At 61.6% G+C, this 18,679-nt stretch carries 16 protein-coding genes; 9 read left to right on the top strand and 7 right to left on the bottom strand.

The window, feature by feature from the left end; translation table 11 throughout:
* Positions 1-66 precede the first annotated feature (66 nt).
* From AC07XF_RS01005 to AC07XF_RS00995, 3 genes are read right to left on the bottom strand one after another with little or no spacing between them, the layout of a single operon-like run.
* On the bottom strand, positions 67-828 hold the full coding sequence (locus AC07XF_RS01005; RefSeq protein ID WP_495025038.1) for a PAS domain-containing protein: 762 nt from the start codon (positions 826-828) through the stop codon (positions 67-69).
* Positions 829-840: 12 nt separating this feature from the next.
* Positions 841-1,488, bottom strand: coding sequence for a response regulator (locus tag AC07XF_RS01000; protein WP_495025037.1), 648 nt, complete (start codon positions 1,486-1,488; stop codon positions 841-843).
* Entirely contained in the window at positions 1,457-2,536 is a 1,080-nt protein-coding gene (locus AC07XF_RS00995; protein ID WP_495025036.1) for a sensor histidine kinase, read from the bottom strand. The genes AC07XF_RS01000 and AC07XF_RS00995 overlap by 32 nt, the downstream gene beginning before the upstream one ends.
* Before the next feature lie 290 nt (positions 2,537-2,826).
* Here AC07XF_RS00995 and AC07XF_RS00990 point away from each other — a divergent pair, with 290 nt between their 5' ends.
* The 9 genes from AC07XF_RS00990 (at position 2,827) to folD (ending at position 13,980) form a co-directional block, all read left to right on the top strand.
* Positions 2,827-3,339 (top strand): dimethylamine monooxygenase subunit DmmA family protein, encoded by a 513-nt coding sequence (locus AC07XF_RS00990; protein ID WP_495025035.1) that lies wholly within the window; start codon positions 2,827-2,829, stop codon positions 3,337-3,339.
* Positions 3,336-4,265: a PDR/VanB family oxidoreductase gene (locus AC07XF_RS00985; RefSeq protein WP_495025034.1), complete on the top strand. Its 930-nt coding sequence runs from the start codon at positions 3,336-3,338 to the stop codon at positions 4,263-4,265. The genes AC07XF_RS00990 and AC07XF_RS00985 overlap by 4 nt, the downstream gene beginning before the upstream one ends.
* A 9-nt stretch (positions 4,266-4,274) precedes the next feature.
* Positions 4,275-5,291 (top strand): heme-dependent oxidative N-demethylase family protein, encoded by a 1,017-nt coding sequence (locus tag AC07XF_RS00980; protein WP_495025033.1) that lies wholly within the window; start codon positions 4,275-4,277, stop codon positions 5,289-5,291.
* 32 nt (positions 5,292-5,323) lie between these two features.
* Positions 5,324-6,454, top strand: a complete 1,131-nt coding sequence (locus AC07XF_RS00975; protein ID WP_495025032.1) for an aminomethyl transferase family protein — start codon at positions 5,324-5,326, stop codon at positions 6,452-6,454.
* A gap of 29 nt (positions 6,455-6,483) precedes the next feature.
* Entirely contained in the window at positions 6,484-7,350 is an 867-nt protein-coding gene (purU, locus tag AC07XF_RS00970; protein WP_495025031.1) for a formyltetrahydrofolate deformylase, read from the top strand.
* 46 nt (positions 7,351-7,396) lie between these two features.
* Entirely contained in the window at positions 7,397-8,764 is a 1,368-nt protein-coding gene (locus AC07XF_RS00965; RefSeq protein WP_495025030.1) for a trimethylamine monooxygenase, read from the top strand.
* 14 nt (positions 8,765-8,778) lie between these two features.
* A complete protein-coding gene (locus tag AC07XF_RS00960) occupies positions 8,779-11,121 on the top strand; it encodes a trimethylamine N-oxide demethylase (protein ID WP_495025029.1) in 2,343 nt (780 codons plus the stop codon).
* A gap of 160 nt (positions 11,122-11,281) precedes the next feature.
* Positions 11,282-12,961 carry an APC family permease gene (locus tag AC07XF_RS00955; RefSeq protein WP_495025028.1) on the top strand — a complete coding sequence of 560 codons (1,680 nt, stop codon included), beginning with the start codon at positions 11,282-11,284 and terminating at the stop codon, positions 12,959-12,961.
* A gap of 95 nt (positions 12,962-13,056) precedes the next feature.
* On the top strand, positions 13,057-13,980 hold the full coding sequence (gene folD, locus AC07XF_RS00950) for a bifunctional methylenetetrahydrofolate dehydrogenase/methenyltetrahydrofolate cyclohydrolase FolD (RefSeq protein WP_495025027.1): 924 nt from the start codon (positions 13,057-13,059) through the stop codon (positions 13,978-13,980).
* Positions 13,981-14,104: 124 nt separating this feature from the next.
* Here the strand turns inward: folD and AC07XF_RS00945 are convergent, their stop codons facing one another.
* The 4 genes from AC07XF_RS00945 to AC07XF_RS00930 all read right to left on the bottom strand — a co-directional run bounded on the left by AC07XF_RS00945 (position 14,105) and on the right by AC07XF_RS00930 (position 18,609).
* Positions 14,105-15,430, bottom strand: a complete 1,326-nt coding sequence (locus AC07XF_RS00945) for an ammonium transporter (protein WP_116263715.1) — start codon at positions 15,428-15,430, stop codon at positions 14,105-14,107.
* A gap of 235 nt (positions 15,431-15,665) precedes the next feature.
* Positions 15,666-16,988 (bottom strand): FMN-binding glutamate synthase family protein, encoded by a 1,323-nt coding sequence (locus tag AC07XF_RS00940; RefSeq protein ID WP_495025026.1) that lies wholly within the window; start codon positions 16,986-16,988, stop codon positions 15,666-15,668.
* Positions 16,989-17,008: 20 nt separating this feature from the next.
* Entirely contained in the window at positions 17,009-17,692 is a 684-nt protein-coding gene (locus AC07XF_RS00935; RefSeq protein ID WP_495025025.1) for a protein glxC, read from the bottom strand.
* A gap of 11 nt (positions 17,693-17,703) precedes the next feature.
* Positions 17,704-18,609 (bottom strand): class II glutamine amidotransferase, encoded by a 906-nt coding sequence (locus AC07XF_RS00930; RefSeq protein ID WP_008003702.1) that lies wholly within the window; start codon positions 18,607-18,609, stop codon positions 17,704-17,706.
* Positions 18,610-18,679 lie beyond the last annotated feature (70 nt).

Raw genomic sequence — 18,679 nt, 5'->3', positions numbered from 1 at the left:
GGTAGAAAATCCACGGCCAGGAAGCGTCAGTGACGATAAAGCCACCCTGCTACTCCGACACTTCGTTCAACACCCCTGACCCTGAGTTGCTTTACGCTCGAAAATCGCCCCCTCGATACCCAGTACTTCTCGATTGTCGGCATAGATGCCCACACCTTTTTCCCAGACCTGCTTGATCGATTGATCCGCGCATCGAATCCGGTAGTTGAGCTCGAACGGCTCCTGCCGGGACAAGGCATATTGCACCTCACGCCAGACGTAATCGGCATCCTGTGTCAGGATCAGGCTGCTGTAGGTGAAGTCATGGTTGTCCACCAACCGCTCCGCCGGGTAGCCGGTGAGTTGCAGACAACCGGCACTGACGAATTCCATGGTCCAGTCGCGGTTGTTGCGGCCGCGATAGATCAGCCCCGGCATGCTGTCCAGCAGGTTCATGCTACTGCGCTGACTCGCTTGCAAGGCAATCTCCCGCCGCTTGTGCGCGGTGATATCCCCCGCCACCAGATAGAAGCCATTGTTCCCGCGCTTCAGACTGACCTCGAACCAGCGCAATTCCCCCGAAGGGTGGACGAACCGCAGCCGCTGGTTAAAAGACGTTTCGGGGCGCCGTCGCAGTTCATGCAAGGCCTGACGCCATAACGAGCGGTCCTCGTGGTGCACATAGTCGATCAGATGGCGCTCTGCATCCGGCAGGTCCATCAGCTCGACCCAGGCCAGATTGAAGTGGGCGATTTGACCGGTATCCCGTAACTCAAGCAATGCTGCAGGAAAGCGGTCCATCAGGTGCAAAGGCTGTGTCTGCATGAATGCCTCTGGAGGTTCCATCATCTAATGTCGCTCCTAATGTCTCACCGATGGGCCGTTATGCACCCACGCCGCCAGCTCAAGGCGTGAGTGCAGATTGAGCTTCTGCAAAAGATTCTTCACGTAGATTTTGACCGTGCCATCGCTGATCCCCAGCTCCCGCCCGATCTGTTTATTGCTCATGCCGACAGCGATCAAGGCCAGCGTCTGGCCCTCGCGCTCGGTCAGGTTACCGGTATCGGGCTGATCCGATCCGGGCACTGGCTCGCCTTGGTCGGCGAGCAACGAGACCAGGGTCGAGTCCAGGACAATCGTGCCCTTGTTGCAATTTCGCATGTAGGTGAGCAACGCATCTGGCTCGGTTTCCTTGAGCACATAACCACTGGCACCCAGGCGCAGGGCCGTCAACAGCTCAGTGCGATCCATCGACGCGGTCAGCACCACTACCTGACAGTCGAGACGCAGCTGCCGCAGTTCATCAAGTACCTGCAAACCACTCAAGCCAGGCATGTGCAAGTCCAGCAAGACCTGCTGTGGTGCCAGGCTTACGGCCAGGTTGATGCCTTCGCGGCCACTGGCGGCCTGCCCCACCACTTGGTAGTCATCGCTGGCGCCGAACAGCTGTGCCAGTCCCTTGCGAAACAGCGGGTGATCATCGATCAGTAATAAGGTCGTGCAGTCCATCGTGACTCCCTTGTGGCAGGTCCAGGTTGGGGGAAAGGCCCAGGTGTACGCGCACTCCGTGAGGACGAATCGCTTCAATAGACAAGCGAGCGCCGATGCTGGCGGCGCGCTCGCGGATAATCGCCAGGCCGAAGTGGTTTTCCTCGCAAGACGCCGGGATCAGGCCGATGCCGTCGTCCTCCACCGAGATAGCGGCATCACCGTCCTGGTTTTGCCGCAACTCGATGCGCACGTGTCGCGCATGAGAATGACGCACTGCATTGGTCAAGGCTTCGCGAATGATCTGCAGGACCTGTAGTTCGGTTTCCGGACTCAAGGCATCGTCGGCCAGGCGATTGTCCAGTTCGAAAACGATGATGCAGCGTCGCGAAAACTCTGCCACGGAATCGGCCAAGGCCTGACGCAATGAGCGCCCGTCCATGGTCAGACGGGCACTGGTGATCAGCTCCCGCACCTGCCGTTGCAGCTGGCTCAAGCCACCGCGCAGCTCCTGTAACGTAGCGCTCGCCTGCTCTGGCTCCTTCATCCGTGACTGTAGAAAACGCGCCTGGAACGACAGGTAGCCCAACTGCTGAGCCACCGAATCGTGCAGCTCACGGGCCAAGGCACCATGCTGCGAAGTGGCCTGTTTGCGCTGTTGCTCACGCTTGTGACGCAGCAAACGCACGGTCACCCCGACCGCCTGCGCCGTCTCCTCCAGCAACCGCTGCCAGCTTGCGTCGACCGGCCTCGGTGTATCGAGTAACAACTGGCCTTGGTTCGGCCCATCATCCTCGGGCAAGGCACACAGCAGACGATGCACGCCGCGCTGCCGACAAGGCGCGCAGACCTGCGGCACGTCACTCAGGGTTGCGTTGCGCCAAGGGCAGCTCCCTACATCCTGACAGCCATCGATCAGCCCCCGGCGCGCCGGCCCCAGGTCTTCGCCGCCGAGGATCAGATTCAATCTGCACGTAGGCACCAGTGCTTCGAAACGGTCGAGAAACCTCGGCAAGGCACCGTCAGCGTGCACCTGGCACAAGGGCAACCCGACCAACAGCCTGCGCACACTGCGCATCTGTTCGGGTCGGATACGCCCAAACCAGCGTGCCCACCACTGCGGTCGTGTCTGCACTGTCGATGACTCCCCGTCCCGTTGCTCAACCTTGCGTAAACACGAGCAACTTCCATGCCCCGAAAGTCCCGCAATCGCGGACTACCTCCAAAGAGATAACTCTTTTTCCAGATTGAGAAGATTTTCCCCGTAGGAAATTATCTTCCCCAACAGGAAACAAGAAGCCTGTCCAACACCCACTATTTCGCCCTTCAGACCAGTGCGGATCAGCCAGGAACGCCAGCATGACGGATAGACACAGCGCCGCCCTCGACCGACTTCACAGCCTTCCACGGTATCGCCAGCCGCTGCCGCGCGAAGCCGTTACCCGGCACATCGTGGTGATGCAATCGGCAATAGCCTGCGCGCCTTTTGTCGGCGAGTTGGAACAGCCTCTGGTACTGAACGGTGAGAACGCCGACTTCGCTCGTCGACTGGACAATGTGCTGGCCAACGCCACCGTCGGTAGCCACCTCTACATCATGGGCGACGAGGCCTTTATCTGGCGTATCCACGGGCTGGCACGCAGCGCCGGGCTGGAGAACGACGAGATCGACATCAGCCGCTCGATCGGCGGCGCACGCCTGGTCTATTGCGTGCACTGCGGGCTGACACAGGCGGCGGGGCCGGAGTCGGTCCTGACCTGTATCGGCTGCGAGGTCGGACTGGATGTCCGCGAACACTTTTCCCAACGCCTGGGCGCCTACCTCGGCGTTTGCACCAATCCCGATCAGCCATACGCCGGAACCACGTCATGAGCGCCGTCCTCAAAGTCAGGGTCAGCACAGCGAAAATGCTCACGCCGGTGGTGCGCGAATTCACCCTGGAGTCGTGCGCCGGTCCCATGCCTGGCTTCTCCCCCGGCAGCCATGTGCAGGTTCACCTGCCGCTGGCCGAAGGTAAACTGCGCAACGCCTACTCACTGACCGGCGATCCTGCGGACAACCGCTGTTACCGCATCGCCGTGCGCCTGCAAGAAGCCTCCCGCGGCGGCTCACTTTACCTGCATCAGCGTGTCCAGGTCGGCGACACCCTGGAGATCTCGCCACCGGCCAACCTGTTCGCCCCGCACTTGACCGCCAGCCTGCACATCCTGATCGCCGGCGGTATCGGCATCACACCCTTCATGGCCTACATCGCGGCCCTGGAGCAACAACAGGCAAACGTCGAACTGCATTACCTGTGTCGCCCAGGCGCAAGCGATGCCTACCTCGATGTGTTGCAACAGCGCCTGGGGTCGCGCCTCCACATCTACGACCGCCGTCCGGACCTGAGCAGCATCCTGCGTGACCGGCCTTTGGGCAGCCACGTTTACACCTGCGGCCCACAACCCTTGCTCGATGCTGTCCGGCAACAGGCCAAAGCCCTTGGCTGGCCGAAAAGCCGGGTGCATTGGGAAGCCTTCAACGCTGCGCAACCGGGCCAGCCCTTTGACCTGGAGCTGCAGCGCAGTAGCCGACGCCTCAGGGTCGGTGCCGAGCAAAGCCTGCTCGAAGCCCTGGAGTCCGCCGGCCTGCAAGTGCCCAATCTGTGCCGCGGCGGGGTCTGCGGTCAGTGCATGACCCGCCATGTGAGCGGCGAAATCGAACACCGCGACAGCTTTCTCAGCCCCGCCGAACAGGCCGAGTTCCTCATGCCCTGTGTCTCGCGCGGCTGCGGCCCTTCCGTTTCGCTGGATCTTTAGGAGTCGACCATGACCATTCAATCGAGCCCTGTGCTGACCTATCGCGACGACTTCAGCTTTCGCAACAGTCCCGCGGCGATCCGTCGTTTTCCCTTTCCCTTCAGCGAAGACAGCTATCTGTATTCGGTGAACATTGAACCGGCCAGTTCCCGCGATCCCGGTTCGATCTATCAGTACCGCTTTGACATCGACGAACACTACCGCTCGGAAATGGCCGAGCGGGCGCTGGTCCTGGACCAGGATCCGCGCCGCTATCTGGTGCTGCCGCACATGCAGGTCGCCGCCTGGGATGCCCTGCAGATGCTGATGGAAAATCTTTCCACCGATTACCCCCAATCGTTTCAGCTGGAGCGCAATGGTGATCACTGGCATTGGCGCAATCAGTTGCTGGAGATCGATCAGCGCTTTGTGTTCGGCGATGCCACGAGTCTGCCGTGCGAGCCGCTGGAGTTCATCGGCCGGCAGGTCCAGGGCGATTTTGCCCTGCTCGATCAGCGTGACGACGACTTGTTCATGGATGCCGGCATCGTCACCAGCCCGGCCGACTGGTCCTTGGCCTTCGACGCCGGCATGAGTTTCAAGCAGTGGCATTCGCCGGTGCCCATGGCCCACCAGATGGGTATCTTCGACCGTGCGCTGAAGTACTTGCTCAACCTGCAAGTGGGGCAGCCGGTGCGGCGTCTGAACTGGACGCTGACCATCAATCCGCGCCTGGACTCCTCCCCCGAGACTTTCCATGAATGGGGCGCCGACCGCGGCCGCATCACTGCCGACAACGTCGGGCAACAGGTGCACTTGCGGGTCGAACTGCAGGTGATGGTACGCCTGCCCCGCAGCAATGCGGTGATGTTCAGCATCCGCACCTACCTGATCAGCATGGACGAACTGGTCACTCAGCCTGGCTGGGGCTGCCGCCTGCACCGCGTGCTGCGCGACCTGCCCGAGCCGATCGCCGACTACAAGGGCATGACCCGGTACCGCCAGACCCTGGTCGAGTGGCTGAGCCGCTTCGACCCGCAAGCCTGACTTTCCAACTTTCCCACGACAAGGATTTTTACATGACTCATTCATGGCGTATTTCTGCACTCGCCGAGCGCCACCGCGCACTCGGCTCGAACCTGGAAGATTGGAATGGCATGGGCACTGCCTGGACCTATGCCAGCGACCTGGCCGATCACCATCAGGCGATCCGCACCCGCGCCGGACTGATGGACGTTTCCGGGCTGAAAAAAGTCCACTACGTGGGTCCCCATGCCGAAAGCCTTCTGCAATGGGCGACCACCCGCGACATCGCCAAGCTCTACCCAGGCAAGTCGGTGTACGCCTCGATGCTCGACGAGGATGGCAAGTTCGTCGATGACTGCGTCGTCTACCGCACCGGCCCCAACGCCTTCATGGTGGTCCATGGTGCTGGCACTGGTTACGAAATGCTGGTGCGTTCGGCCCAGGGCCGACAAGTGGCGGTACTGTTCGACGACGACTTGCACAACCTGTCGCTGCAAGGACCACTGGCCGTAGACTTTCTTGCCGAGCATGTGCCCGGAATCCGCCAGCTGCCTTACTTCCATCATCTGCAAACCCGGCTGTTCGACCGCCCGGTGATGATCTCGCGCACCGGCTATACCGGCGAACGCGGCTACGAGATTTTCTGCAAGGCCGCCGATGCCCCGGCGCTATGGGACACGATCCTCGAACAGGGCGCCGGTCTGGGCATCATCCCTTGTGCCTTTACCGCCCTGGACTGGTTGCGGGTAGAAAGCTCGCTGATGTTCTTCCCCTATGACAACTCGCAGATGTACCCCTTTGCCGATCAGAAGGCCGGCGACACCCTCTGGGAAATGGGCCTGGATTTTACCGTCTCGCCGGACAAACGCGACTTCCGCGGCGCCGAGGAGCACTTCCGGCTACGTGGCAAGGAGCGCTTCAAAATCACCGGTGTGTTGCTCGAAGGCGTCCGTGCCGCCGAGGCTGGCGACACGTTGTGGCAGGGCGACAAGCAAGTCGGGGTCATCACCTGCGGCATGTATTCGCGCCTGAGTAAACGCTCCATGGCCATTGCCCGCATCAACGTCGCCTGTTCCGCCCCAGGTCATGCCCTGCAGGTACGTGGCAGCCAGGAAAGCGCCGCCGTGACCCACACCCTGCCCTTCGACGACCCGGAAAAAACTAAGCGCACGGCCAAGGGCTGAGCCTCCACCACTTTCATAGGGAGCCCTCGATGGACACCTCCAGCGAACACTACATTCTCAAGATCAACTGCCCGGCAGCGTCCGGCATCGTCGCCGCAATCAGTGCCTGCCTGACCCGGCAGCAGTGCTACATCAGCGAACTGGCGCAGTTCGACGATGAGTTCACCGGGCAGTTTTTCATGCGCGCGGTGTTCCGTTTCAACACTGGCGTGAGCGGCGATATCGGTGCCCTGCGCGAGGGCCTGGGAGACTTGGCCGGCGGCTTCGACATGCACTGGCAACTGTTCTGTTCCAGCGAGCCGACCCGGGTACTGCTGATGGTCAGCAAGTTCGACCATTGCCTGACCGACCTGCTGTACCGCCACCGCAAGGGCGAGATGGACATGCAAATCACCGCCGTGGTCTCCAACCACCTGGACCTGCGAGCGATGGCCGAACGCGAAGGCATCCGCTTCATCTACCTGCCGGTCACCAAGGACAGCAAGGCCAGTCAGGAAGCCGAACTGATGCGCATCGTCGAAGACACCCGGACCGACCTGGTGGTGCTCGCCCGCTATATGCAGATTCTGTCCGACGGGCTGTGCCAACAGTTGTCGGGGCGCGCCATCAACATCCACCACTCATTCCTGCCCGGTTTCAAGGGCGCCAAACCCTATCACCAGGCGTACGACCGGGGTGTGAAGCTGATCGGCGCCACCGCCCACTACGTCACCAGTGACCTCGACGAGGGGCCGATCATCGAGCAGGAAATCCAGCGAGTCGACCATACGCACCTGCCCGATTCACTGGTTGCCATCGGCCGCGACACCGAAACCGTCGCCCTTTCCAAAGCCCTGAAATACCACCTGGAACATCGAGTGTTCATCAACCAGGACAAGACAGTGATCTTTCGCTGAGCGCCGCTGCTGTTTTTATCCGATGAATTCATTACGAGGCACGATCATGACCTTACGCGTGGCAATCATCGGCGCCGGCCCTTGCGGCATGGCGCAACTTCGAGCCTTCCAGTCGGCCCGCGACCAAGGCGTCGAGATTCCGGAACTGGTCTGCTTCGAAAAGCAGAGCGATTGGGGCGGCATGTGGAACTACACCTGGCGTACCGGCCTGGACGAAAACGGCGAGCCGGTGCACGGCAGCATGTATCGCTACCTGTGGTCAAACGGACCGAAGGAATGCCTGGAGTTCGCCGACTACACGTTCGAAGAACATTTTGGTCGCCCCATCGGCTCCTATCCACCAAGGGAAGTGCTCTGGGACTACATCAAGGGCCGCGTCGAAAAAGCCGGGGTTCGCGACTACATCCGTTTCAACAATGTGGTGCGCCAGGTCACCTTTGACCAAGAGACTCGCCGCTTCACGGTGGTCGCCCACGACCACGGCAGCGATACCCAGACCTCGGAACAGTTCGATTATGTGATCAACGCCTGCGGGCACTTTTCGACGCCGAAGATGCCGTACTTCCAAGGATTCGAGCAGTTCGCCGGGCGCATCCTGCACGCCCATGATTTCCGCGAGGCGCTGGAGTTCAAAGGCAAGGATCTGTTGATCGTCGGCAGCAGCTATTCCGCCGAAGACATCGGTTCACAGTGCTACAAGTACGGCGCCCGCAGCATCACCAGCTGCTACCGCACCGCGCCCATGGGCTATGACTGGCCCGCCAACTGGGAAGAAAAACCGCTGTTGCAGCGCCTGGAAAAAAACCGCGCGTACTTTATCGACGGCACCCACAAGCACATCGATGCGGTGATCCTCTGCACCGGCTACAAACATCACTTCCCCTTCCTGCCGGACGAGCTGTGCCTCAAGACCGACAACCGGCTATGGCCGATGAACCTGTACAAGGGCATTTTCTGGGAGCCCAACCCGCAACTGATCTACCTCGGCATGCAGGACCAGTGGTACTCGTTCAACATGTTCGACGCCCAGGCCTGGTACGCCCGCGACGTGATCCTGCAACGCATCGCCCTACCCGACCAGGCACAAAGGGCCGCCGATAGTCAGGAATGGCATGCCCGTGAACAGCAGCTTGAAACCAACCAGCAGATGTTCGAATACCAGGGTGCCTATATCCAGCAACTGGTGGACGCCACCGACTACCCGAACTTCGATATCGCTGCAGTCAACGACACCTTCCTGCACTGGAAGCACGACAAGGCCCGCAACATCATGGGTTACCGCGACAAGTCCTACCGATCGCTGATGACCGGCACCCAGTCGCCACCCCACCACACGCCTTGGCTGCATGCCCTTGACGATTCCATGGCGGCGTACCTCGCTGAACCGCCGATGTCCGTCAAGTCGATCGGTTGACCCGGGAGCCCACCATGAACGCACCTCGTGTTTCCCGTCCGCGGGAGCCCGGACTCTTTGCCCGGGCCCCGGCCCTGGAGCGCTATCGGGTGGCCGCCGGCGGCCTGACCCTGGTCGCGCTGCAGCCCGGCGACAGCCTGCAAGTGATCGACCTCGAAGGCCGGCAACCTTGCGAATTGCTGGCCGTGGATATGCTCGGTCGCAGCGCCCTGGCGGCCTGGGCACTGAGCGGTTCGACGGCCTGCGGGTTCATCGGCGCACGGCTCGCCGAACCGACCTTGCAGTCGCGCCGCATTGGCCAGGCGCTGATCCGACGCGCGATTGATCCACAACACCTGCCCAGCGCCGCCTCACTCTGGGACGAGGACAGCCCTGCCGACTTCAGCCGCCGCTTCGTCGCCAGCGATGAGCTACTGGTGATCGTCGCGGCACCCGACGGACCGACCGCCGTTGACCGGCAATACCGGCCCAGCGAGCTGCGGCTGCTGGTGACTCGAGCCAATCCCTCGCCGCTGCTGCTCCCCGCGTTGCCCGAACCCTTGGGCGAGTTACTCGACGAGTTCACCATCGGCGCCGGCACCGCCCACAGTTACACCGTTGGCAAAGGTCAGTATGTGCAGGTGCTGGATGTCGCCGGTCGCCAGTGCTCGGACTTCGTCGCTCTGGATCGACGGGCACTGGATCGCGGCCTGGAACTGGACCTGGACCAGACCGTGACCCGCACCCTGAACGGCAGCGCCTACCCGGCACCGGGACTGTTCTCAAAGTTTTTCGACCGGCAGATGCAGCCAATACTGGAGGTTGTGCGCGACACCGTCGGCCGCCACGACTCCTTCGCCCTGGCCTGCGCCGCGCGCTACTACGAGAGCCATGGCTACTTCGGGCACGACAACTGCAGCGACAACCTCAGCCGAGTGCTCGCGCCCCATGGAGTCAAGGCCCGCAATGGCTGGCCGGCGATCAATTTTTTCTTCAATACCGGGATCGACGCGCACCAGCAGATGACCCTGGATGAACCCTGGTCGCGTCCCGGCGACTACGTGCTGCTGCGAGCCATGACCGACTTGGTGTGCGGCAGTACTTCGTGCCCGGATGACATCGACCCGGCCAATGGCTGGAACCCGACCGATATCCATGTCCGCGTCTACAGCGAAAAGGAGCGTTTTTCCATCGCCATGAGCACTCGAACCACGGCAGATGCCGACCCGATTCTCACCCGTGAGTCCGCGTTCCACTCACGCACCAGCGCCTTGACCGGCAGCTTCGTCGACTACCGCAACTGGTGGTTGCCACTGCGCTATGACGACTATGGCGCGATCGAGGAATACGTCGGTTGCCGCGAGCGAGTGGCGGTGATGGACCTGACCGCCCTGCGCAAATTCGAAATCATCGGCCCCGACGCGGAAGCCTTGTTGCAGTACTGCCTGACCCGGGATGTGCGGCGCCTGGCGGTCGGTCAAGTGGTGTACTCGGCCATGTGCCACGAGCACGGCGGCATGCTCGACGACGGCACCTTGCTGCGCCTGGGCCCGGACAATTTCCGCTGGATCTGCGGCGAAGACTACGCCGGGGTCTGGCTGCGTGAGCAGGCGCAGAAGCTTGGCATGAAGGTCTGGATCAAGTCCGCCAGCGAGCAGATCCATAACCTGGCGGTGCAAGGCCCAATGAGCCGCGAGCTGCTCAAGCAGATGGTCTGGACACCCCCTACCCAACCGAGCCTGGAAACCCTCGGTTGGTTCCGCTTCCTCGTAGGCCGCCTGGACGGTTACGACGGCTGCCCGCTGATGATCTCACGCACCGGCTACACCGGTGAACTGGGTTACGAAGTCTGGTGCCAGCCTGAGGATGCCGAGCGGGTCTGGGACCGGATCTGGCAACTGGGCCAACCCTTGGGCCTGGTGCCGTTGGGGCTGGAAGCGCTGGACATGCTGCGCATCGAAGCCGGGCTGATTTTTGCCGGCTACGAATTCAGCGACCAGACCGATCCGTTCGAGGCCGGAATCGGCTTTTGCGTACCGCTGAAAAGCAAAACCGATGACTTCATCGGTCGCGACGCCCTGCTACGGCGCAGCGCCCATCCCGCCCACAAGCTGGTGGGCCTGCAACTGAGCGGTAACGAAGGCGCCCACCACGGTGACCCGGTGTACCACGGCCGGGCTCAGGTCGGCGTCATCACCAGTGCCTGCCGCTCGCCGCTGCTGGCCAGCAATATCGCGCTGTGCCGGGTCGACGTGGCCTGCGCCGACGTCGGCACAGCGTTGGAGATCGGCAAAGTCGATGGCCTGCAGAAGCGCATCAGCGCCACGGTCACCGCAGCGATTTTCTACGACCCGGACAAGAGCCGGGTGCGTAGTTGATCAACCTTTTGACTGCCCATACACACCTGTAGGAGCGAGCCTGCTCGCGATGAACGTCAACGATAACCGGGTTGCCTGACTGTCCGCGGTGCCTGGATGTCCATCGCGAGCAGGCTCGCTCCTACAGGGTCCTGCTTTTTTCAGACATGGGAATACCAAGATGGAAGCGACTACGTTCGAGGCCGTACCGCAGGCCGCCAGTTCAGTGGGCAGCCTGCACCGCAAGATCGATTGGCGCGGGGCGTTCTGGGTCGCCAGTGGCGTGCCCGCCCTGGTGCTGTTTTCTATCGGCGCGATTGCCGCAACGGTAGGCAAACCGGCCTGGATCGTCTGGATCGTGTCGATCCTGTTCGGCTTCATCCAGGCCTTCACCTATGCCGAAATCGCCGGGCTGTTCCCACACAAATCCGGTGGCGCCTCGGTCTACGGTGCAGTCGCCTGGGTGCGCTACAGCAAGCTGATCGCACCGGTTTCGGTGTGGTGCAACTGGCTGGCCTGGTCCCCGGTTTTGTCCATTGGCTCAGGGCTGGCGGCCGGTTACATCCTCACCGCGCTGTTTCCCGCCGACGCGCTGATCAACACCTGGCAATTGACTTTGGTCGATCTGGGCTGGATCAAGAGCGGCCTGTCGCTACGGATCAACGCGACATTCGCCATCGGCCTGTTGATCCTGCTGACGGTCTTTGCCGTGCAACATGGTGGCATCCTGCGCTCGGCACGCCTGACCCTGGTGCTCGGTGTGACGTCACTGATTCCATTGCTGCTGGTGGGGGTGGTGCCTTTGTTCACCGGGGATGCGGCCCAGGCCAATTTCCTGCCGTTGTACCCGCTCGCGCATGATGCGGCCGGGCAAGTCATCGACGGGCCATGGGACCTGTCCGGCTGGTCGCTGATGGCCGGCGGGCTGTTCATGGCTGCGTGGTCGACCTACGGATTCGAAACGGCGGTGTGCTACACCCGGGAATTCAAGGACCCCAAGCGCGACACCTTCAAGGCGATCTTCTATGCCGGCTTGCTGTGCATTCTGGTGTTCACCCTGGTACCCCTGGCGTTTCAAGGCAGTCTCGGTCTTGGTCAGTTAGTCACACCGGCCGTGCTCGATGCCAGCGGTGCAGTCATCACCCCTGCGGTCTACAGCGGTCTGTTAGCGCCAGCGATCTACAGCGGCATGGGCGTTGGTCAGGTCATGGCGGACAGCATTGGCGGCGGTAAGGTGGTCGCCAACATCGTGCTGATCATGCTGGTCCTGGCCACATTGCTGGCGATCATGACCTCCATGTCCGGTTCGTCGCGCACCCTGTATCAGGCATCGGTGGACGGCTGGCTGCCAAAATACCTGGGGCGCACCAATGAACACGGCGCCCCCACCGCGGCAATGTGGACAGATCTGTCATTCAATCTGCTGCTGTTGCTGATGTCCGATTATGTATTCGTGCTCGCGGCGTCCAACGTCAGCTACATCATCTTCAACTTCCTCAACCTCAATGCCGGCTGGATCCACCGCCTGGATCGTCCCGACTGGGTACGACCATACAAAGCTCCCACCCTGTTGTTGGCGGCCGGCGGCGTACTGAGTTTCGTCAACCTGGCCTGCATGGGACTGGGCGCCGATATCTGGGGCGCGGGGACGCTGGTGACGGGCCTACTGCTGGCGTTACTGATCCTGCCAGTGTTCTGCTTCCGTCACTACGTACAAGACAAGGGGCGCTTCCCGCAAGCGATGCTCGACGACCTGTACGTTCAAGCCGATGCCGGCCTGAAACGCGCCGGCTGGTTGCCCTATGCCACGCTGATCGCGGGCGTGTTGGTGGTATACGGCTGCCATCAACTGGTAGCCTGAGCGTCCTTGCCTGCAGGTCTGTGATGAGTCATCGGGGTGCAACGGCGCCTCGATGATCGCATCGTCCCCATACAATCAAGACAACGGTGACTCTTTTGATCAGCACCATCCCCGCACTTGCCCGCGAAATCGACGGCAAAGCCATCGCCGCCCAGGTTCTCGAGGAGGTTCGAGAAGAGATTCAGGTCCTGGCGCGACAACAGATCTACCCTGCCCTGGCCGTGCTGCTTGTCGGTGAAGACCCGGCCAGCGAGGTTTATGTGCGCAATAAACTGCTGCGGGCCAAGGAGGTCGGCATCCGTTCCCTGGAGTACCGTCTGGCGGCAAACGTAAGCCAGAACGATGTACTGGAACGGATTGCGCAACTGAATGCCGACGTCACGGTCAACGGCATCCTGGTGCAATTGCCATTACCGGCCCATATCGACGAGGCGGCAGTGATTCATGCCATAGATCCGATCAAGGACGTGGACGGCTTTCATCGGGAAAACGTCGGTGGACTGGTCCAGGGCATTGAGGTCCTGACGCCCTGCACACCCAGCGGCTGCATGCGTCTGCTGCACGAAACCTGCGGTGACCTGAGTGGCTTGCACGCGGTCGTCATCGGCCGTTCGAACATTGTCGGCAAACCGATGGCGACGCTGCTGTTGCAGGCCAACTGCTCGGTCAGCGTGGTGCACTCGCGCAGCGTCGATGCTCCAGCATTGTGCAGGTTGGCGGACATTGTCGTCGCTGCGGTGGGCCGCCCCAATCTGATCGATGCCAGTTGGCTCAAACCCGGGGCGGTGGTGATCGACGTCGGCATCAATCGTATTGCCAACGAATCGGGCAATCGCCTGGTCGGCGATGTTGATTACGCCAGTGCGCGCACCGTGGCCAGCGCGATCACGCCGGTGCCCGGTGGTGTCGGGCCGATGACCATTGCCTATCTGCTGAAGAACACCCTGATCGCCAGCCAGCTACAGCGTGCTGCCCAGACGCACGAGCAGTCGTCGGTCAGTCACCTGGCATTGAGCTGAGCCCAACTGTAGGAGCGAGCTTGCTCGCGATGGACTCAATAGCGCCGCGTTTAGCCAGTAAACACGCGTTATCGTTAACGACCATCGCGAGCAAGCTCGCTTCTACAATGTTCAACAGTAACGATCAGTGGTTGTAGGCACGTTCGTTGTGCTCGGCCAGATCCAGGCCCATTTCCTCCACCGATTCATCGGCGCGCAAGCCAACCAGGGCATTCACCACTTTCAAAATGATCCAGCTGATGACGAAGCAGTACACCGTCGTCAGCAGCACCCCCTTGATTTGCGCCAGCACCTGACCGCCCATGGTCACACCTTCGACCAACCCACCCAGGGACGGTACGCAAAAGACGCCGGTCAATACCGCGCCGATCATCCCGCCGATACCGTGCAAACCGAACACATCAAGGCTGTCGTCGTAACCGAAACGCCGTTTGAGCACGGTAACGCTCAAGTAGCAGAACACCCCGCACAGCAAACCGATCGCCAGGGCGCCACCTACACCCACATAGGCACACGCAGGGGTAATGCCCACCAGCCCCGCCAGCGCACCACTGGCCAGACCCAGCGCACTCGGCTTGCCTACCTTGAACCACTCGGTGAACATCCAGCCGAGGATCCCGGCGCAGGCACCCAGTTGGGTGTTAAGCATGACGATACCGGAGGTGCCGCTGAGGCCGCCGCCGGACCCGATGTTGAAACCGAACCAGCCGACCCAAAGCATGGCCGCGCCGGCCATGGTCAGGCTCAGGTTGTGGGCCGGCATCGGCGTATTTTCGTAACCCTTGCGCTTGCCGAGGATCAGGCAGGCGGCGAGCGCAGCGACTCCGGCATTGATGTGCACAGCGGTGCCACCGGCAAAATCGAGCACGCCCCAGTTATGCATCAAGGCACCCGCACCACCCCAGACCATATGCGCCACCGGGGCGTACACCAGGGTGAACCACAGCGCCATGAACAGTAGCGCCGCCGAGAACTTCATGCGTTCGGCAAACGCCCCGGCGATCAGCGCCGGGGTGATGATGGCGAACGTCATCTGGAAGGTCACGAACACCCCTTCCGGTATCTCGCCGACCAGGCTTTCCGGAGTCATTCCGGCGAGAAACGCCCGGCTCAGCCCGCCGACAAAACTGTTGAACGTCACCTCCCCTTCAACCATACCGGTGGTGTCGACCACCATGCTGTAACCGTAGATCACCCACAAAACGCCCACCAGTCCGGCGATACCGAAGCACTGGGTGAACAGCGACAGCATGTTTTTCGCCCGCACCAGACCGCCATAAAACAACGCGAGGCCCGGCAGACACATGAACAACACCAGCACCGCCGCCGTCACCATCCACGCGGTGCTGCCGGTGTTCAGGGTCGGCGCTTCAGCCGCCTGCGCCAGCGGCACGAACGCGCCGACGACCGACGCGCCAAGTAAGGATTTGCCGAGAAGACGATTGACCATGTTCAAAGCTCCTGCAAAAGAATAGAAAGTGTCTGGCAGTGAGCAAAAGTGAACGTACGCGGATCTCTCAGGAGACCTCTTGAACAGGAATGACCTGACACGATTGGTCAGGCCTTCCAAACACCTGTGGCGAGCGAGCTTGCTCGCGCTGGGTCGCATCGCGCCCCCAAAAAACAGCGAGTGCTGCGCACTCGAGCGGGAGCGAGCTCCCTCGCCACAGAGGGTAAATCGGCCCTCAGTAACCCGAACCCGGAATCCAGCTTGTGCCCGCCAGCGGCACCCGTGCCATGGCGGCCGACTCCACAGTCAAGGCCACCAGGTCTTCAGGATCCAGATTGTGCAGGTGCGACTTGCCGCAAGCCCGCGCCATGGTCTGCGCCTCCAGCACCAGCACCCGCAGGTAGTTGGCCAGACGGCGACCACCTTCCACCGGGTCCAGGCGCCTGGACAGTTCCGGGTCCTGGGTAGTGATACCGGCCGGGTCGCGGCCGTTCTGCCAGTCGTCATAGAAACCGGCCGCCGAACCAATCTTGTGCAGTTCTTCATCCAGTCGCGGGTGGTTGTCGCCCAGCGCAATAAGCGCCGCCGTGCCGATCGCCACTGCATCGGCACCCAACGCCATGGCCTTGGCCACGTCGGCCCCGTTGCGAATCCCCCCCGATACGATCAATTGAACCTTGCGATGCATGCCCATCTCTTGCAAAGCCTGTACCGCTTGCGGAATCGCCGGCAAAATCGGAATGCCCACGTGTTCGATAAACACTTCCTGGGTCGCCGCGGTGCCGCCTTGCATGCCATCGAGCACAATCACATCGGCCCCGGCCTTCACCGCCAGTTTGACGTCATAGTAAGGCCGGCTCGCGCCGATCTTCACATAGATGGGTTTTTCCCAATCGGTGATTTCGCGGATCTCGGCGATCTTGATCGCCAGGTCATCCGGGCCGGTCCAGTCCGGGTGACGGCAGGCACTGCGCTGGTCGACGCCGATCGGCAAGGTGCGCATGCCGGCCACCCGCTCGGTAACTTTCATGCCCAGCAACATGCCACCGCCACCGGGTTTGGCGCCCTGCCCCAGGACGATTTCGATGGCGTCAGCCTTGCGCAGGTCATCGGGGTTCATGCCGTAACGGGACGGCAGATATTGATAGACCAGATGCTTCGACTGACCTCGCTCCTCCGGGGTCATGCCGCCGTCGCCGGTGGTAGTGCTGGTGCCGGCAATGGTGGCGCCACGGCCCAGTGCTTCCTTGGCATTGGCCGACAATGCACCGAAGCTCATACCGGCGATGGTCACTGGAATCTTCAGGTGGATCGGCTTCTTGGCGAAGCGATTGCCGAGGATTACGTCGGTGCCGCACTTCTCCCGATAGCCTTCCAGCGGGTAGCGCGAAACGCTGGCGCCGAGCAGCAGCAAGTCGTCGAAGTGCGGCACTTTACGCTTGGTGCCGCCGCCGCGAATGTCGTAGATGCCGGTCTCGGCAGCACGCTGGATTTCCTGGATGGTCAGGCGGTCGAAGGTCGCGGACTCGCGCAGCACTGGAGTGTTCTTCTCGCTCATATCTGTTCTCCTCGCGTGGATCAGTACGCGGACGCGTTATCGACTTTGAAGTTGTACAGCTGACGGGCCGAGCCGTAGCGCTTGAAGTCAGCCACCTTGTGCTCGAAACCGGCGCGGTTGAGCAGCACTTGCAGCTCTTCCAGGTGTTCGGCGCGCATTTCTTTCTCGATGCAATCCGAGCCCAGGGAGGCGACGGTGCCCCGCACATAGATGTGGGTTTCGTACAGCGAATCGCCCAGGGCATCGCCCGCATCGCCGCACACCACAAGTCGTCCGGCCTGGCCCATGAAGCAGCTCATATGGCCGATGCTGCCACCGACCACAATGTCGATGCCCTTCATGGAAATGCCGCATCGGGCACCGGCATCGCCTTCGATCACCAACAATCCGCCATGGGCGGTGGCGCCGGCGGCCTGGGACGCGCTGCCCTTGATCCGCACCATGCCCGACATCATGTTTTCCGCGACGCCGACCCCGGCATTGCCATGCACGGTGATGCACGCTTTCTGGTTCATGCCCGCGCAGTAGTAGCCGGCGTGCCCCTGGATATCGATGGACACGGCCTGGTTCACCCCAACCGCGAGGTTGTGCTTGCCGTTTGAATGGGTCACCACCCACTCGCGGTCTTCTACGTTGTTGACCTGGTCATGCAGCGCCTGATTGAGATCACGCACGGTGGCGGTGGAAAGATCGATGGTTTTCATGTGTGCGCTCCTTAAGCTGACTCGCGTTCCCAGATGTACAGGGTGGCCGGTGCCGGCTCCCAGATCCTGGCGTGTTCGATACCCGGCAGGCTCGACAGCGCCTGATATTCGGAGGCCATGGCAACGTAATCGTCGGTCTCGGCGAGAATCGCCGGTTTGCAGGCAATCGGGTCACGGATCACCGCAAAGCCATTGCGGGTACCAATGGCGAAAGTGAAGAAGCCGTCCAGGTCCTCCAGCGAATGATCCAGCGCCTCCTTCAGCGAATCGCCTTGTTGCAGGCGCCAGGTCAGGTAGCCGGCGGCCACTTCCGTGTCGTTGTCGGTTTCGAAATGGATGCCTTCGCGCTTGAGTTCCTGACGCAGGCGGAAGTGATTGGACAGCGAACCGTTATGCACCAGGCACAGGTCGGCACCGGTGGAAAACGGGTGGCTGCCTTCCATGGTCACCGCGCTTTCGGTGGCCATGCGGGTGTGGCCGATGATATGGCTGCCCTTCATGCTGGCCAGGCCGAAGCGTTGGGAAATTTCCTGGGGCAAGCCCATGCCCTTGAGGATTTCGATGCTCTGCCCGGCGCTCATGATGCGGATGCTCGGGGCCAGATCGGCGAGGGCCAGACGGACTGGCGTTTCTTCAGCATGGATCTTCAATACGGCGGCGCTGGCGTTCTGAAACCAGTCCAGCGAACAGCCCAGACGGCCTTCCAGTTCGCCCATCAGGGTTTTCCAGTCGAAGGCTTCGGTTGTCGCCTGCAAGGTCAGCTTGACCCAGCCATCGGCCACTTCATCGCCATAGATGGCGAAACCGGCACTGTCCGGGCCACGATCGGTCATGGCCTGTAGCATCGGTTCGAAGAGCTGACCGAGCCGGGATTCCAGCTGCGGATTTTTCAGGTAAAGGCCTACGATTCCACACATGACAACAGTCCTCACTATGTTCGGCAGCCACACGTTTCAAGCTGCGAGATGGTTCGTTTGGGCGCGCCGG

The organism is Pseudomonas sp. GW821-FHT01C01 (assembly GCF_059422645.1).
Note: the sequence above shows the minus strand (reverse complement) of the source record. Positions and strands in the feature narration are given on the sequence as shown.

Coding starts and splice junctions, on each gene's coding strand:
- AC07XF_RS00945 (WP_116263715.1), bottom strand. CDS start 15,430: ATGGTCAATCGTCTTCTCGGCAAATCCTTACTTGGCGCGTCGGTCGTC.
- AC07XF_RS01000 (WP_495025037.1), bottom strand. CDS start 1,488: ATGGACTGCACGACCTTATTACTGATCGATGATCACCCGCTGTTTCGC.
- AC07XF_RS00960 (WP_495025029.1), top strand. CDS start 8,779: ATGAACGCACCTCGTGTTTCCCGTCCGCGGGAGCCCGGACTCTTTGCC.
- AC07XF_RS00940 (WP_495025026.1), bottom strand. CDS start 16,988: ATGAGCGAGAAGAACACTCCAGTGCTGCGCGAGTCCGCGACCTTCGAC.
- AC07XF_RS00955 (WP_495025028.1), top strand. CDS start 11,282: ATGGAAGCGACTACGTTCGAGGCCGTACCGCAGGCCGCCAGTTCAGTG.
- AC07XF_RS00930 (WP_008003702.1), bottom strand. CDS start 18,609: ATGTGTGGAATCGTAGGCCTTTACCTGAAAAATCCGCAGCTGGAATCC.
- AC07XF_RS01005 (WP_495025038.1), bottom strand. CDS start 828: ATGATGGAACCTCCAGAGGCATTCATGCAGACACAGCCTTTGCACCTG.
- purU (WP_495025031.1), top strand. CDS start 6,484: ATGGACACCTCCAGCGAACACTACATTCTCAAGATCAACTGCCCGGCA.
- AC07XF_RS00975 (WP_495025032.1), top strand. CDS start 5,324: ATGACTCATTCATGGCGTATTTCTGCACTCGCCGAGCGCCACCGCGCA.
- AC07XF_RS00980 (WP_495025033.1), top strand. CDS start 4,275: ATGACCATTCAATCGAGCCCTGTGCTGACCTATCGCGACGACTTCAGC.
- AC07XF_RS00985 (WP_495025034.1), top strand. CDS start 3,336: ATGAGCGCCGTCCTCAAAGTCAGGGTCAGCACAGCGAAAATGCTCACG.
- AC07XF_RS00935 (WP_495025025.1), bottom strand. CDS start 17,692: ATGAAAACCATCGATCTTTCCACCGCCACCGTGCGTGATCTCAATCAG.
- AC07XF_RS00990 (WP_495025035.1), top strand. CDS start 2,827: ATGACGGATAGACACAGCGCCGCCCTCGACCGACTTCACAGCCTTCCA.
- AC07XF_RS00965 (WP_495025030.1), top strand. CDS start 7,397: ATGACCTTACGCGTGGCAATCATCGGCGCCGGCCCTTGCGGCATGGCG.